We start from the raw sequence: 14,808 nt of genomic DNA, 5'->3' as shown, positions 1-14,808 counted from the left end.
ATAAAGGGGAATATGATGGGTAAGCTAAAAATAAACTCTCTATTATTGATTATTGGCCTTTGTAGCATTGCAGCCAAAGCAGACAATAATTTCACTAATGGTCAACAGTTGGTCGCAGCTGGAGATTGTATTTCTTGTCATACCGCTAAAGACGGAGCTCCTTTCGCGGGAGGATTAAAGATGATCACCCCAATTGGGGCCGTTTATTCTTCAAATATCACACCAGATAAAACGTTTGGTATCGGTAATTATAGTTATGATGACTTCGTTAAGGCAGTACGTGAGGGGGTTGCCAAAGACGGCCGTAACCTCTACCCCGCGATGCCTTATACTTCATATGCAAAAGTGACTGACCAAGATATGCGCATGATTTATGATTATTTCATGACGCAAGTTAAACCCGTAAAGCAAGCCAACTTAGAAAGTGATATCCCTTGGCTAATCAGTATGCGCTGGCCGCTGGCTGTCTGGAATGAAATCTACTTAGACAATAGTATTTATCAAGCAGACAATTCAAAAAGCGAACAATGGAATCGAGGCGCTTATTTAGTTCAAGGGTTAGCGCATTGTGGGGCCTGCCATACCTCTAGGGGGATTGGATTCGCAGAAAAAGCACTAGACCAATCTGATCAGACTTATTTAACAGGGGCACTAATCGATAACTGGTATGCACCTGACTTAACTGAAAATGCGATAAGTGGATTAGGTAATTGGTCTAAGCAAGATATCATTCAATTTTTAAAAACTGGCCATAATGATAAAAATGCCGCATTTGGCTCAATGTCTGATGTGATTAAAAATAGTACACAATATTTGTCAGATGAAGACCTAACGTCAATAGCCGTGTATTTAAAATCATTAACATCAACGAGTAAACACTCAGCGTCTTCAACAACTAGCAACACAACCACTTCGTTAGTTGCCGGAGATATGAGCCAACCTGGTGCTCAAGAGTATATGGACAGCTGTTCTGCATGCCATCGTATTGATGGTCAGGGTTATACTAAAACCTTCCCATCCCTTGCAGGCAGCCCAGTAGTCTTAAGTGAAAAACCCGACTCTTTGATAAGGATAGTATTAAATGGCAGCCAAGTCCCTGTGACTCAAGATGCGCCAACCGGGTTAACTATGCCTGATTTTGCGTGGCGTTTAGATGACCTACAAATGGCTAATTTATTGACGTTCATCCGTAGTAGTTGGGGGAATAATGCAGAGAAAGTGACGGTTAGTGATGTCAAATCAGTGCGAGATGCAACTACGACAAAAGGCAAAAATTAAAAGAATATACTTTTAACGTATTGATAGATAACAATAAGCCCAAGCCGAACTCCTCAGCCCGACTTGGGCTTATATTACTTTTCAATATACCAAATAGGTTAAGACATTTTAATCAGCACCATTCCTAGCAATAGCAGCACTATCCCACCCCAACCTTTATAATTTAGCCGCTGGTTGAAGAGTATCCAGCCTGCAGCTACTGTGGCAATAATACCAAACGCACCCCATAGAGCATAAGCAATTGATAATTCAATGCCTTTTACTGCTTGGGCTAAGGAACTAAAAGCCCCTAATACCGCCACCAACGATAAAATACCTAACCAATATCGTTTAAAACCATTCGACATCTTTAGTAAAATATTGGCGATAATTTCGAGTACTACCGCTAGGATCAAAAAGGCTGCATGCCACCATTCAAAATGACTGGCCATCTTATGCCTCCGACTTAGCTTCGCGTCCAACTAGAGCATTAGTTTTGGCTGCATTGACCGCATTTTGCGTTACTTGTTTTACCTTTTGTGCAGATTGGCGAACAGTGGCTTTTTTGGTCCCTGATTTAATCAAGCCAATACCGGTGATCAGTAATACTAACCCACCGATTTTCATGGGTGATAACGTTTCTCCAAACCACATTACGCTAAATGTCGTAATAAATAAGATCCCGATACCTTCCCACAGTGCGTATGCCACACCTAAAGCCACTTTTTTTACTGCAACGGCCAATAAAATATATGATGTTGCTATCATGACATACATCACCACCATACCGGTGAAATCGCCACTGACACTGGCATGTTTCATTGATAAGGTACCGATAACCTCGGTTATGATAGCTAATACTAAAAATATCCAATAAATCATTATAATATCTCTCTATATGCAGCCGCGTAATAGACTATTTTTTATACAGACCAAGGGGTCAAAATACCCATACGCAGTTGTTGAAAATTCAAATAAATAACAACGTGTTGCTGAGTTTATTCAGCAGAATGAATAATCGAGAGAGACGCTATAATGCACCACACCAGTAGTGTTCACTGGAAAGGATAGCTGAAAGGAAAAGCCGATGTGTCGTTCTTTTTTGGGACTTACTGATCTTGCCGCTAGTTGAGCTAAGCATGATATCTCATTCTTTTCATCAGGTAGACATCTACCCAATTTACTCCGAACCCTCATGTTGATAGTTAATTACTGCTTATTTTTAGCATGTCATTTTTATTAAGTCAATGAATATAAACACCTTTTGGTTTGAATAAAAAATCGCATAATTATGCATCGATAAACACGATAAACGTAACTTTGGCATTCTAAAAACGAATAAAAAGTCGAAGATAATACGTTTTACACAAATATTTTTTAATAAAAAAATAGATTTTTACCCTTTTTTTCACTTTACAGGCAGCACTAATATGCTATTTGATCTTTAACATTGACAAGCCAGTTGAACAAGCTTCTTATAGTAGCTATATGATTGAAATATACCTAAGAGAGAGTCATGAACACCTTCAGCCTTACCTCCAATAGTTTTCAAAATGCCGCCGATGCGACTCCACTACCCTATGATGTTGTATCAATCCAATCTCAAGTTATTTATGGTAGCGTCGGTAATAGTATTGCGGTACCTGCACTCACCAAGCAAGGCCTGCGTGTTGCTGCCGTTCCCACTGTGGTACTCAGCAATACCCCACATTATTCTACTTGCTATGGTGGTGAATTGCCTGGTGAATGGTTTCGTGGCTACTTAAACGGCTTTATAGAGCGAGGTAGTTTAGACTCAGTAAGAGCTATCCTTACAGGTTACTTAGGTTCCCCTGAGAAAGCACAAGACTTAGCTAACTGGCTAATACGCATTCGGGAGCAACGCCCAACATTGCCAGTTATTGTTGACCCAGTTATGGGGGATGAAGATAGCGGCTTTTATATTCCGCCAGAAATCGCCGAAGTTTACCGTGACAAGGTCATCCCTTTAGCAACGGGTATCATTCCAAATAAATTCGAATTAATGACATTGAGTGGTAAACAGGTCAATAATTTAGATGACGCTGTTAACGCGGCACGCACGCTATTAAAAGGTAATACTCAATGGGTGATTATCACCAGCGCATTTCAGCCTGATGAAGACAATATCGAGGTAGTTTGCGTGACACAACATGAGGTTGCGGTGATCCGTCACAAACGTTACCCCGTGACCCCCAAAGGGACTGGTGACTTATTTGGTGCAGAGTTAACCGCCCAACTTCTTGCGGGGCTTTCAGTGCCTGACGCAGCCAAAATGGCCTGTTTACGTATCGAACAAGGCATTATTCATATGGTTGCCACGGGCCGCAGTGAGTTAATTCTCTAAGTGTTTATCTCCCCCTCACGACAAAAAAAGCCAAACAATTGTTTGGCTTTTGCGGGATGAGTTAACTAAATAACATCAGCTGTTACTCAAATTCATTCCAAGAACGCCCATCGCGAGCAATCATGGCAACAGAAGCAATCGGCCCCCATGTACCTGCTTGGTATGGTTTTGGTGCGTCATTATCCATTGCCCATGCATCAATAATGGAATCAACAAACTTCCACGCTTCTTCTACTTCATCACGTCGTACAAACAATGCTTGGATCCCTCTCATCGCTTCGAGTAGTAAGCGTTCGTAGGCATCGGCTAAGTGTGTTTGATTGAAAGTTTCTGAAAAGCTTAAATCCAGTTTTGTAGTTTGTAACCGATGTTTATGATCAAGACCCGGTGCCTTGTTCATAATTTCAATATCAATCCCTTCATCTGGCTGTAGACGAATGGTTAATTTATTTTGCGGCAGGTCTTGGTAGCTTTCAGAGAAAATATTCAATGCCGGTTTTTTAAAGTAAACAACCACCTCAGAACATTTTGCAGGTAAACGTTTACCGGTACGTAAGTAGAAAGGAACGCCAGCCCAACGCCAATCATCAATATCTACGCGCAGGGCAACAAATGACTCAGTCATGCTTTGTTTATTCGCCCCATCTTCTTCTAAATAACCAGGGACTTTTTTGCCTTGCACAAAACCTGCAGTGTATTGCCCACGAACTGCTTTTTCACGCACATTGCTGTGGTCGATTCGGCGCAGTGAACGTAATACTTTCACTTTTTCATCACGAATACGGTCGGTCGTTAAATCTGCTGGGGGTGACATTGCTATCATCGTTAAAATTTGCAGCAAGTGGTTCTGTACCATATCACGCATTTGCCCTGCTTGGTCAAAGTAACCCCAGCGACCTTCAATACCAACCTCTTCTGCTACGGTAATTTGCACATGGTCAATAGTGCGATTATCCCAGTTATTAATAAATAACGAGTTAGCAAAACGCAGAGCTAATAAGTTTAAAACCGTTTCTTTACCAAGGTAGTGGTCAATACGATAAACTTGGCTTTCATCGAAATACTTCGCTACTTCATTATTAATTTCTTGTGAGGATGCTAAATTCGTTCCTAATGGTTTCTCCATTACGACACGATTAGGTTTTTTATTTAATTTTGCATGACCCAGTCCTTGGCACATAGCCCCAAATGTGCTTGGCGGCATAGCGAAATAATGGATAGCTGGCTGGGAATCTTGTTTTAACATTTCAGCGAGACGAACAAAACTTTCTGTTTCATTAACGTCCAAGTTACAGAAATCTAAGCGTGCGCTGAGCTTTTCCCACAATGCTGAATCGAGTTCCTCTTTTAAGAACTTATGTAACGCTTCTTCGACGAAGTTAACATAATCATCTTGGCTCCACTCTGCACGGCCAACACCTATGATACGCGTGTCTGGGTGAATGTAGCCTGCCTTTTCTAATTGATAAAGCGACGGCAGCAGTTTGCGACGTGCAAGGTCACCCTTGGTGCCAAAGATAATTAAGTCACAAGCTTGAGCAGCATTATGTACCGCCATATTGGTTCTCCTCAATTTGCGGAATCTAAGACCTAACTAGGATAGGCCTTATTGTAATTTTGTTAAAATTAGCCCTAATTCCGCTAATGTACCCTGTTGCAAGTGTCCAGTAAATGTTCATGATGCCGATCACAGTTTTTATGCTGAAAAAAACAACATAATTTTGTCCTAATCTCATGTTATAACGGGAATATTCTTTATTGTACGAAAAGTGCGCATCAAAACTGAATGGAGCCAGCCCGTGAAACAAAATAACCAAATCTGTAGGATGTTTACTAATCTGAAAATTAGATACGGGTCAAAGTTTCACAAAAAAGCTACCATTTAGCCTCTGCATTCAGATAGTTTACACATCATACATAGTATATTTTCACACACCATAACAGCCTCATGAATAAGAAACTTAAAATCAACACTAGGATAACGTGATGGCTCAAAAATTTCTCCTTTCGATGAAATAGGCGCTTTTGCTATATGAATATTTTAGAACAAATGAAAATGAGTCTCGATTTTTTAAGTAAATCAGAAAAAAAAGTGGCTGAAGTCATTCTAGGCATGCCGCAAAACGCTATTCATCTTAGTATCGCAGCCTTAGCACAATTAGCAGACGTTAGCGAACCAACAGTGAATCGTTTTTGCCGAAAAATGGACACTAAAGGGTTCCCTGATTTTAAATTACGGCTCGCACAAAATTTAGCGAATGGCACCCCCTATATAAACCGCCATGTGGAAGAAACGGATACCGTAAACACTTATACACACAAAATTTTTGAATCAGCTATGGCAGGCCTTGATAACGTAAAACATACCTTAGATATCAGTGCCATCAATCGAGCAGTCGATTTATTAACGCAAGCACGAAAAATAAGCTTTTTTGGTTTTGGTGCTTCTGCGGCTGTCGCTCATGATGCGATGAATAAATTTTTCCGCTTTAATATTCCTGTCATGTACTTTGATGATATTGTTATGCAACGCATGAGCTGCATCAATAGTATTGAAGGAGATGTCATCGTGTTAATTTCCCATACAGGAAGAACCAAAGCACTCGTTGATATGGCTTATTTAGCCCGTGAAAATGATGCCACCGTAATTGCTATCACCTCAGAAAATACCCCTTTAGCACAAGCCGCCTCCCTTGCCATTATTATCGATGTCCCAGAAGATACGGATATGTACATGCCAATGGTTTCCAGAATGGCACAGCTCGCTGTTATTGATGTGTTAACCACTGGCTTTACGTTAAGAAGAGGTGAAAAATTTAGAGATAACTTGAAGCGCGTCAAAGAAGCATTACGTGATTCGCGGTTTGATAATGCCTGAATACAATAAATTGGCAGTGTGAATGATTTTCTTTGCTTATCAGACTTTAATAGTTTTGCAGACCTGATAGCATAAAAATATTCGCAGTATATAATAGCTGTGCTCGTGTCAGCATCCCTATTTGCAGTAAACAGGTTTCGAAATGGAGTGAAATGGTTTCACTCTTTTATCAACACCATACAGGTCAACGGAGTAATACATGTCTAGACGGCTTAGAAGAACTAAAATTGTTACAACTCTTGGTCCAGCTACTGATCGTGATAATAACCTTGAAAAAATTATTAACGCTGGTGCCAACGTTGTTCGCCTTAACTTCTCCCACGGAACTCCAGAAGACCATCAAATACGTGCTAATAAAGTACGTGAAATTGCCGCTCGTTTAGGTCGTCATGTTGCGATCCTCGGTGATTTACAAGGTCCAAAAATTCGCGTTTCTACCTTTAAAGATGGCAAAGTTTTCTTAAATGTTGGGGACAAATTTATTCTTGACGCTAACCTAGGTAAAGGGGAAGGCGATCAACAAAAAGTAGGTATTGACTATAAAGGTTTGCCTGCTGATGTAGTACCTGGCGATATCCTGCTCCTTGATGATGGACGTGTTCAATTAAAAGTACGTGAAGTCCAAGGCCTGCAAGTATTCACTGAAGTTACGGTTGGTGGTCAGCTCTCAAATAATAAAGGCATTAATAAATTAGGTGGTGGCCTTTCTGCTGAAGCATTAACTGATAAAGACAAAGAAGATATTAAAACCGCAGCAAAAATTAACGTAGACTATTTAGCTATTTCTTTCCCTCGTTCAGGTGAAGACTTAGATTATGCACGTCGTTTAGCACGAGATGCAGGCTGTGAATGCCAAATTGTAGCGAAAGTTGAACGTGCCGAAGCCGTTGCTAATGATGAAGTCATGGATGAAGTGATCCTTGCATCTGATGTCGTTATGGTTGCTCGTGGTGACCTCGGTGTTGAAATTGGCGATCCTGAACTGGTCGCGGTTCAGAAAAAATTGATCCGCCGCTCACGTCAATTAAACCGCGTCGTGATCACCGCGACACAAATGATGGAATCGATGATCACCAACCCAATGCCAACTCGTGCAGAAGTTATGGACGTAGCAAACGCGGTGCTTGATGGTACAGATGCGGTTATGCTTTCAGCTGAAACGGCAGCAGGTCAATACCCAGCAGAAACTGTTGCTGCGATGGCGCAAGTGTGTTTTGGCGCAGAAAAAATGCCTGGCTTGAATGTCTCTAAACACCGTTTAGATGCAGAATTTAATAGCCCAGAAGAAGCTATTGCGATGTCAACAATGTACGCAGCTAACCACCTTAAAGGGGTTAAAGCCATTATTGCGATGACAGAATCAGGCCGTACCGCTCGTATGATGTCACGTATTAGTTCTGGCTTGCCTATTTTCGCAATGTCACGCCATGAGAAAACACTCAACCAGTGTTCACTATACCGTGGCGTTACTCCAGTTTTCTGTAGCACCCATACTGATGGAATTGCTGCCGCCAATGAAGCGGTAACTCGCCTACGCGACAACGGCTATTTAATGAGTGGTGATATTGTCCTAGTTACTCAAGGTGACTTGATGGGGACTATCGGTAGTACCAATACTTGCCGTATTTTAGAAGTCGAATAACCTTTTGCCCTCGCCTATTCAGGCGGGGGCTCATTTCATTGTTAACGTATAGTATCCGATAGTTAGCGATATAAATCTTTACGCTGATAAGGCTCAATTTCCCCTTCTTTGCGGGTTTTTAGTAATTTCAATATCCACGTATATTGCTCAGGGTTCGGTGAAACAAGGTATTCCAATTCCTCATTCATTCTTCGTGCTATATATTCATCATCCTTACCATCAATATCATCCATCGGTTCACGAATATAAATATGTAATTGATGTGTTTTATGGTCATATACAGGAAATAGCGGAACAACTTTTGCTTTGCACACTTTCATCAACCGACCAATTGCAGGTAACGTCGCTTTATAAGTACCAAAAAAATCGACAAACTCACTGTGCTCTTCACCATGGTCTTGGTCTGGAAGATAAAACCCCCAGTATCCTTGCCTGACAGAGGCGATAAACGGTTTGATACCCGCCTCCCTTGAGTGTAAACGCCCACCAAAATGATAGCGGGCTTTATTCCATAAATAATCCGCTACAGGGTTTTTCTGGTGATGAAACATAGCGGCCATAGTCTGACCTCTTGCCGCTAATAACATAGCTGGGACATCAACTGCCCAACCATGAGGCACCATAAAAATCACATTACTTTGTTGTTGTTTTAAGCGTTCAATGATTTCTTCATTATGCCAATGTGTTCTTGCGAGTGTTTTATTTGCTCCGCGAAGACATAATTCAGCTAACATAACAAAAGACTGCGGCGCAGTTTCAAACATGCGGTCAACCAATTGTTCTCTTTGTGATTCCGTTAATTGTGGGAAACAATAAAGTAAATTGATTTTAGCGCGACGACGCGCACTTTTAGCTACCCGTCCTACCCATTTCCCTGCCTTTGCTAGTAATGGGTCCCGAACTTTAACAGGGATGTAAGCTAAGCCTGCTAATACAGCTGCGCCCATCCAAACTCCCCAATATTTAGGTAGTAGATAGGAACGATGAAAGGTTGGCACATACCCTTTTTTACTATCAGTGTCTTGGTCTTTATTCATGCTGCACTCAAGTGAATAACGGCTATCTTTTATAGCCTATAATAATAATTTTCGAAAGCATTACAAAGAAAACTGGCAGATACAAGTACCTGCCAGCTATGAAAAATAAGATCATTAATTATTGCAGTTTAAGTTGGGGTTTTGTTTCTTTAACTAACGCTAAGTATTCTTTCCTTTCTTTCCCCGTTAAACCACCAGAACTTGGTAATTTTGCTGTTAGTGGATTCACTGCTTGTTGGTTAACCCACATTTCAAAATGCAAATGAGGCCCCGTTGAACGCCCTGTATTACCAGATAATGCAATACGATCACCACGTTTAACTTTTTGGCCTGGCTTCACTAATAATTGACGTAAGTGCATATAGCGAGTGGTATACTGGCGACCATGGCGGATCGCGATAAAATTCCCCGCCGCACCACTGTATTTCGATACAATCACTTCGCCATCCCCTACTGCAAGGACAGGTGTCCCTACTGGCATAGCAAAGTCGACACCTTTATGAGGTGCTACACGCCCTGTAACCGGGTTTACACGACGTGGGTTAAATTGGGAAGAAACTCTAAATTGTTTTGCCGTTGGGAAACGTAAAAAACCACGTTCTAAACCATTCCCTTCACTGTCATAATAACGGCCATCTTCCGCACGAAATGCATAATAGCTTTTCCCATTAGTTTGCAACCGAACACCTATTAACTGGCTTTGCTCACTACGACCATTAAGCATTTCGCGGCTCATTAGAACACTAAATTTGTCGCCTTTTTTCAATTTACGAAAATCAACTTGCCATTGTAAAGCTTTAATCACGTCACGACCTTCACTACGCGTTAAACCTGCTTTACTCGTGCTTTGTGCAAATGTACCGTCGACTGTCCCTTTTAAGACGCTATTTGTCCATTCGCCAGTGCGAATTTGTTTAGCTTCTTCAAATTTATTCGTTGCTCCAACGCGGGTAAACACACGAGTTTCACGGCGAGAAACCTCCCATGTTAAAGACTCTAACTCGCCTTGATCTGTCAAAGACCAATTTAACGATTGACCTATTTTAAGATTTCTTAGTGATTTATGTTGATTTGATAGCGTCGCAACATCACCTGCTTCTATACCGAATTGGGTTAAAATGGTTGTTAAATTATCACCACTTGCCACAACATACTCATGGGGTAATGGCGCAACCTCTCCACCGGTCTCAGCAGCTTCAGCCTCAGTGTCAGCTAACCCTTCATCAGGAAGTTGATCGCTACTATCTTGAATTATATCGTCAGTGGCGTCACGAGGAGAAAGTAAAGAGAGTGGAATAATAGTATCAGGCGTACCATCATTTTCAGAAGTGGCTGGTATATGGACTGGCCGCCAAATTGCGACGGCCATGGTAGCTACTGTGAGCGTACTTAATACAATTTTGTGAGTTCTAGACAGGCTACCATATACCTGAGCCAGACTTTTGGCCATTTGCTGCACTTAAACAATTCCTTCTATTTTTTAATTCAGGCAGCTGGCGTATTGTTCCGACAATTGTGTCAAAAACTGCATGTAGCTATCTGGCCCTATAGCCAGCCCAATTCCAAGTGGGTCGAGAGTTCCCATTTTTACTCCCGTATTACGTGCTACACTTTCAATCACAGCAGGCCTGAATTGTGGCTCAGCAAAAACACATTGCGCTTTATGCTCAACCAATTGAGTTCGTATTTGATGTAATTTCTGCGCACCAGGCTGTATTTCCGGATTTATCGTAAAATGCCCCAATGGAGCTAATTGATAGTGTTTTTCAAAGTAGCCATAAGCGTCGTGAAAAACGAAATAACCCTTGTTTCTAGCTGGCTGCAAAATCTTAGCAATTTTTTCATCATTTTGCGCCATATTTTCTTTGAATTTACGAAGGTTTACGTCTAGCTTATTTTTTTGTTCCGGATAAAGCTCTACTAAATGTTCATAAATGTCCTGTGCAGCAGAATTTGCAATGTCTGGGGATAACCAGATGTGCATATTATACTCACCATGGTGATGATGTTCGTGATCCTTGTCATAGTTAGCCTCATCACCATGTTCATGGGTGTGCTCATCTTCGTGAGGCTCTGCTAAAAGTAATGATTTGATATTTTCCTGCTCGGCCAATGCTAGTCTTTTATTCTGTGGTAACGTATTGATTGGCTTTTGTAAAAACATTTCCATATCCGGTCCAACCCAAACGAATAAGTCAGCCTGTTTAATTTTTTTCAAATCAGAAGGTTTAAGCGCATAATCATGGGGGGATGCGCCATCGGGAAGGAGAACTTGGGTACCGGTTACACCGTCAGCAATTCCCGCTGCGATAAAAGCTAATGGACGAATTGAAGTGACAACATCCGCATAGGATGCAGACACCATAGTTGCACTCAATACGGATGTTGCCACCGCCCCGAAAAGAAATTTACGGGCAATATGTTTCGATTTATGTATCATAGCAGTCTTTTTCCGTGATTTTAATTTTGAAATGTTATAATATAACACAACATGAATTCTGCAAGATGTTTTTCATATGCAACCATTACTCACTTTAAATAAGATTTCTGTTTCATTTGGCGAAAGACAAGTTCTCGAAAACGTCTCCTTTGAGCTAAATAAAGGGGATATCGTCACGCTTTTAGGCCCTAATGGGGCGGGGAAATCGACAATTGTACGTGTCGTGTTAGGGTTACTGGCCCCGACATCGGGTACCGTAACACGCGACTCTTCCCTTGCCATTGGCTATGTTCCACAAAAACTTCATTTGGACACAACCCTTCCTCTTACTGTTAAGCGCTTTATGTTATTAAAACTCGGTGCACGCAAAGAACATTTACTGCCTGCACTGGAACGGGTTAAAGCAGCACATTTACTTGACCAACCAATGCAAAAATTATCAGGTGGTGAAACCCAACGAGTTTTGCTCGCTCGCGCATTACTGAATAAACCTGACCTACTGGTTCTTGATGAACCTGCGCAAGGTGTCGATATTACAGGGCAAGTTGCGCTATATGACTTAATTAACCAATTAAGAACTGAGCTCGGTTGCGCGGTATTAATGGTTTCCCATGATTTGCATTTGGTTATGGCTAAAACGGATAAAGTGCTATGTATCAATGGGCATATTTGTTGTTCAGGCGCTCCGGATGTAGTTTCAAATCACCCTGAATTTGTTGCCATGTTCGGCTACCGAGGCGCACAACAATTAGGGGTATACCGTCATCAACATAATCACCAACACGATTTAGAAGGTAATATTATTTCAGGGCATCAGCATAACAAGGACTGTAAACATGATTGAATTGTTATTACCTGGTTGGATTGCAGGCATGCTACTTGCTATTGCGGCTGGCCCTCTTGGTTCTTTTGTTGTATGGCGCCGAATGTCTTATTTTGGCGATACGTTGGCCCATGCCTCTTTATTAGGTGTCGCCTTTGGGTTGCTTTTAAACATAAACCCATTTTATGCGATTATTGCCGTAACTTTGTTATTAGCTTTAATACTGGTATGGTTAGAAAAACGCCCTCAACTTGCTGTTGATACCTTGCTTGGTATTATGGCTCATAGCTCACTGTCATTAGGTTTAGTCGTTGTTAGTTTAATGGCAAATGTCCGTGTAGACCTAATGGCCTATTTATTCGGCGACCTACTCTCTGTAAGTTACGAAGATATTACCATAATACTGGTTGGTGTTATTGTCGTTTGTGGGTTGCTTTTTTATCGTTGGCGGGCACTTTTATCTATTACTGTCAGCCCTGAATTAGCATTTGTGGATGGTATTAATATCCAACGCTTACGTTTATTGCTTATGTTAGTTACTGCATTAACTATTGGTATCGCAATGAAATTTGTTGGTGCGCTAATTATTACCTCCTTATTAATTATACCCGCAGCTACAGCCCGTCGATTTGCCCACACCCCTGAGCAAATGGCATTTATAGCAATTATCATTGGTATGCTTTCAGTTACTGGGGGGCTAACCTTTTCCGCTTTTTACGACACGCCAGCAGGCCCGTCTGTGGTGTTAATTTCAGCGGTCTTATTTATATTTAGCTTATTAGTTAAAGCAAAGAATTAATTCATTATCAAAATATGCATATGCCCTAGTCTTTTTTAACTAGGGCACTTTGTTATGAGTTTACCCTCTTATTTATTACCTTTCCTTTATTTATTACTTTTCCTTTATTTATTACTTTTCTTTTGTTTTTTTGTATAGAGTGGCTAACTAATTTGAGTAAGATTAAATAAAAGCTACCTCTACCCTAGTGGGCTTACTTTCAGCATTCATCAAAAAGAATAAAGAGTCGTATTTTTATAGGGCAATTATTATTTAATAATAATTAAGTTTAGCCTATATTAACTTCAGACATAAGACAGCAAGGTTATATAATACGATACAATATTATAGTAATAAAAAAGTGACTACTAAGACCTTGCTACTTGCCAAGGTCGTAGAATTGAATAAGGCATAAATTATTAATAATATAACGAATAATTTAAGTTTAAACAGAATATTGATACTCTGTGAACATGCCCGTTTATGCCTTTGTCGTTATTTACAACCGTATATCAAGCTTGCAAACTACCTGTTATTTAGCTTTCCCCAACCGTGAAAAAAGTAATTAAACCTCTTTCGGAGACAAACCAAAGTGATTGTAGGCATGTGTTGTTGCCATGCGACCTCGAGGTGTACGCTGGATAAAGCCTTGTTGGATCAAATAAGGTTCCAGTACATCTTCTATTGTTTCGCGTTCTTCACCAATAGCTGCGGCAAGGTTATCCACGCCAACCGGCCCCCCCATAAATTTATCAATAATTGCGACTAATAATTTACGGTCCAAATAATCAAACCCTGCGGCATCAACATTTAGCATGTCTAGTGCTTGGTTAGCAATCTGTTCATCAATAGACCCATCACCTTTAACCTGTGCGAAATCCCGTACACGACGTAACAAACGGTTTGTTATGCGTGGAGTCCCCCTTGAGCGCATAGCTACCTGATGAGCACCACCTTCGGTGATATCTAACCCCATGTATTGTGCACTTCTTTTAACAATATGCTGTAAGTCGTCCACTTGATAAAACTCTAAGCGTTGCACAATACCGAAGCGATCCCTTAACGGAGAAGTTAATGACCCAGCACGTGTAGTTGCCCCAATTAGAGTGAAAGGTGGTAAATCAATTTTGATTGAACGTGCAGCTGGGCCTTCACCAATCATGATATCTAATTGGTAATCTTCCATGGCAGGATAGAGAATTTCCTCAACAACAGGCGAAAGCCGATGAATTTCATCAATAAATAACACATCATGGGGTTCAAGATTAGTCAACATAGCAGCAAGATCGCCTGCTTTTTCTAAGACCGGCCCTGATGTGGTACGTAAATTCACGCCTAATTCATTTGCGACAATCCCTGCAAGCGTTGTTTTACCCAGCCCTGGTGGCCCAAATATTAATAAATGATCGAGTGCGTCCCCCCGCATTTTGGCTGCTTGAATAAAAATTTCCATTTGGTTTTTAACTTGTGGCTGACCAATGTATTCATTCAACAGCTTAGGCCTGATCGCACGGTCAATAGCTTCTTCATCTGACTGCAACACTTCAGCGGTAATTAGGCGATCAGCTTCAATCATATTAATAGTCTC

At 41.0% G+C, this 14,808-nt stretch carries 13 protein-coding genes; 6 read left to right on the top strand and 7 right to left on the bottom strand.

The window, feature by feature from the left end; all coding sequences use genetic code 11:
* Window positions 1-12: 12 nt before the first annotated feature.
* Window positions 13-1,278, top strand: a complete 1,266-nt coding sequence (locus tag P3L56_RS09660) for a c-type cytochrome (protein ID WP_210831674.1) — start codon at window positions 13-15, stop codon at window positions 1,276-1,278.
* Window positions 1,279-1,376: 98 nt separating this feature from the next.
* Here the strand turns inward: P3L56_RS09660 and mdtI are convergent, their stop codons facing one another.
* Together mdtI and mdtJ are read right to left on the bottom strand one after the other, a co-directional pair.
* Entirely contained in the window at window positions 1,377-1,709 is a 333-nt protein-coding gene (gene mdtI, locus P3L56_RS09655) for a multidrug/spermidine efflux SMR transporter subunit MdtI (protein ID WP_042843883.1), read from the bottom strand.
* A gap of 1 nt (window position 1,710) precedes the next feature.
* Window positions 1,711-2,139 (bottom strand): multidrug/spermidine efflux SMR transporter subunit MdtJ, encoded by a 429-nt coding sequence (mdtJ, locus tag P3L56_RS09650; RefSeq protein WP_042843885.1) that lies wholly within the window; start codon window positions 2,137-2,139, stop codon window positions 1,711-1,713.
* Between the two features lie 634 nt (window positions 2,140-2,773).
* Here mdtJ and pdxK point away from each other — a divergent pair.
* Window positions 2,774-3,622 carry a pyridoxine/pyridoxal/pyridoxamine kinase gene (gene pdxK, locus P3L56_RS09645; protein ID WP_048607124.1) on the top strand — a complete coding sequence of 283 codons (849 nt, stop codon included), beginning with the start codon at window positions 2,774-2,776 and terminating at the stop codon, window positions 3,620-3,622.
* 82 nt (window positions 3,623-3,704) lie between these two features.
* On the opposite strand, the gene zwf is transcribed toward pdxK, so the two are convergent.
* On the bottom strand, window positions 3,705-5,180 hold the full coding sequence (gene zwf / locus P3L56_RS09640) for a glucose-6-phosphate dehydrogenase (RefSeq protein ID WP_042843887.1): 1,476 nt from the start codon (window positions 5,178-5,180) through the stop codon (window positions 3,705-3,707).
* A 474-nt stretch (window positions 5,181-5,654) separates the two neighbouring features.
* Here zwf and P3L56_RS09635 point away from each other — a divergent pair, with 474 nt between their 5' ends.
* Both P3L56_RS09635 and pyk read left to right on the top strand, forming a co-directional pair.
* On the top strand, window positions 5,655-6,500 hold the full coding sequence (locus P3L56_RS09635; protein WP_042843888.1) for a MurR/RpiR family transcriptional regulator: 846 nt from the start codon (window positions 5,655-5,657) through the stop codon (window positions 6,498-6,500).
* A gap of 199 nt (window positions 6,501-6,699) precedes the next feature.
* Window positions 6,700-8,142 carry a pyruvate kinase gene (gene pyk, locus P3L56_RS09630; RefSeq protein ID WP_042843889.1) on the top strand — a complete coding sequence of 481 codons (1,443 nt, stop codon included), beginning with the start codon at window positions 6,700-6,702 and terminating at the stop codon, window positions 8,140-8,142.
* 62 nt (window positions 8,143-8,204) lie between these two features.
* Here pyk and lpxM read toward each other — a convergent pair whose 3' ends face one another.
* The 3 genes from lpxM to znuA all read right to left on the bottom strand — a co-directional run bounded on the left by lpxM (window position 8,205) and on the right by znuA (window position 11,619).
* Window positions 8,205-9,179 carry a lauroyl-Kdo(2)-lipid IV(A) myristoyltransferase gene (gene lpxM, locus P3L56_RS09625; protein ID WP_042843890.1) on the bottom strand — a complete coding sequence of 325 codons (975 nt, stop codon included), beginning with the start codon at window positions 9,177-9,179 and terminating at the stop codon, window positions 8,205-8,207.
* Between the two features lie 118 nt (window positions 9,180-9,297).
* On the bottom strand, window positions 9,298-10,638 hold the full coding sequence (gene mepM / locus P3L56_RS09620) for a murein DD-endopeptidase MepM (protein WP_129465874.1): 1,341 nt from the start codon (window positions 10,636-10,638) through the stop codon (window positions 9,298-9,300).
* A gap of 21 nt (window positions 10,639-10,659) precedes the next feature.
* Window positions 10,660-11,619: a zinc ABC transporter substrate-binding protein ZnuA gene (gene znuA / locus P3L56_RS09615; RefSeq protein ID WP_042843892.1), complete on the bottom strand. Its 960-nt coding sequence runs from the start codon at window positions 11,617-11,619 to the stop codon at window positions 10,660-10,662.
* Between the two features lie 76 nt (window positions 11,620-11,695).
* Between znuA and znuC the strand changes: the two genes are divergently transcribed.
* Window positions 11,696-12,463, top strand: a complete 768-nt coding sequence (znuC, locus tag P3L56_RS09610) for a zinc ABC transporter ATP-binding protein ZnuC (protein ID WP_042843893.1) — start codon at window positions 11,696-11,698, stop codon at window positions 12,461-12,463.
* Window positions 12,456-13,241: a zinc ABC transporter permease subunit ZnuB gene (gene znuB, locus P3L56_RS09605; RefSeq protein ID WP_042843895.1), complete on the top strand. Its 786-nt coding sequence runs from the start codon at window positions 12,456-12,458 to the stop codon at window positions 13,239-13,241. Before znuC ends, znuB begins: the two co-directional genes overlap by 8 nt.
* Window positions 13,242-13,785: 544 nt before the next feature.
* On the opposite strand, the gene ruvB is transcribed toward znuB, so the two are convergent.
* A complete protein-coding gene (ruvB, locus tag P3L56_RS09600) occupies window positions 13,786-14,796 on the bottom strand; it encodes a Holliday junction branch migration DNA helicase RuvB (RefSeq protein ID WP_042843896.1) in 1,011 nt (336 codons plus the stop codon).
* Between the last annotated feature and the right edge of the window lie 12 nt (window positions 14,797-14,808).

Source organism: Providencia sp. PROV024 (genome assembly GCF_032709665.1).
GTDB lineage: Bacteria > Pseudomonadota > Gammaproteobacteria > Enterobacterales > Enterobacteriaceae > Providencia > Providencia huashanensis.
Note: the sequence above shows the minus strand (reverse complement) of the source record. Positions and strands in the feature narration are given on the sequence as shown.

What these genes read in the sequence shown, in the direction of transcription:
- znuA (WP_042843892.1), bottom strand. Translation starts at nt 11,619, where the DNA reads ATGATACATAAATCGAAACATATTGCCCGTAAATTTCTTTTCGGGGCG.
- lpxM (WP_042843890.1), bottom strand. Translation starts at nt 9,179, where the DNA reads ATGAATAAAGACCAAGACACTGATAGTAAAAAAGGGTATGTGCCAACC.
- znuB (WP_042843895.1), top strand. Translation starts at nt 12,456, where the DNA reads ATGATTGAATTGTTATTACCTGGTTGGATTGCAGGCATGCTACTTGCT.
- znuC (WP_042843893.1), top strand. Translation starts at nt 11,696, where the DNA reads ATGCAACCATTACTCACTTTAAATAAGATTTCTGTTTCATTTGGCGAA.
- ruvB (WP_042843896.1), bottom strand. Translation starts at nt 14,796, where the DNA reads ATGATTGAAGCTGATCGCCTAATTACCGCTGAAGTGTTGCAGTCAGAT.
- P3L56_RS09660 (WP_210831674.1), top strand. Translation starts at nt 13, where the DNA reads ATGATGGGTAAGCTAAAAATAAACTCTCTATTATTGATTATTGGCCTT.
- mdtJ (WP_042843885.1), bottom strand. Translation starts at nt 2,139, where the DNA reads ATGATTTATTGGATATTTTTAGTATTAGCTATCATAACCGAGGTTATC.
- mdtI (WP_042843883.1), bottom strand. Translation starts at nt 1,709, where the DNA reads ATGGCCAGTCATTTTGAATGGTGGCATGCAGCCTTTTTGATCCTAGCG.
- zwf (WP_042843887.1), bottom strand. Translation starts at nt 5,180, where the DNA reads ATGGCGGTACATAATGCTGCTCAAGCTTGTGACTTAATTATCTTTGGC.
- pyk (WP_042843889.1), top strand. Translation starts at nt 6,700, where the DNA reads ATGTCTAGACGGCTTAGAAGAACTAAAATTGTTACAACTCTTGGTCCA.
- pdxK (WP_048607124.1), top strand. Translation starts at nt 2,774, where the DNA reads ATGAACACCTTCAGCCTTACCTCCAATAGTTTTCAAAATGCCGCCGAT.
- P3L56_RS09635 (WP_042843888.1), top strand. Translation starts at nt 5,655, where the DNA reads ATGAATATTTTAGAACAAATGAAAATGAGTCTCGATTTTTTAAGTAAA.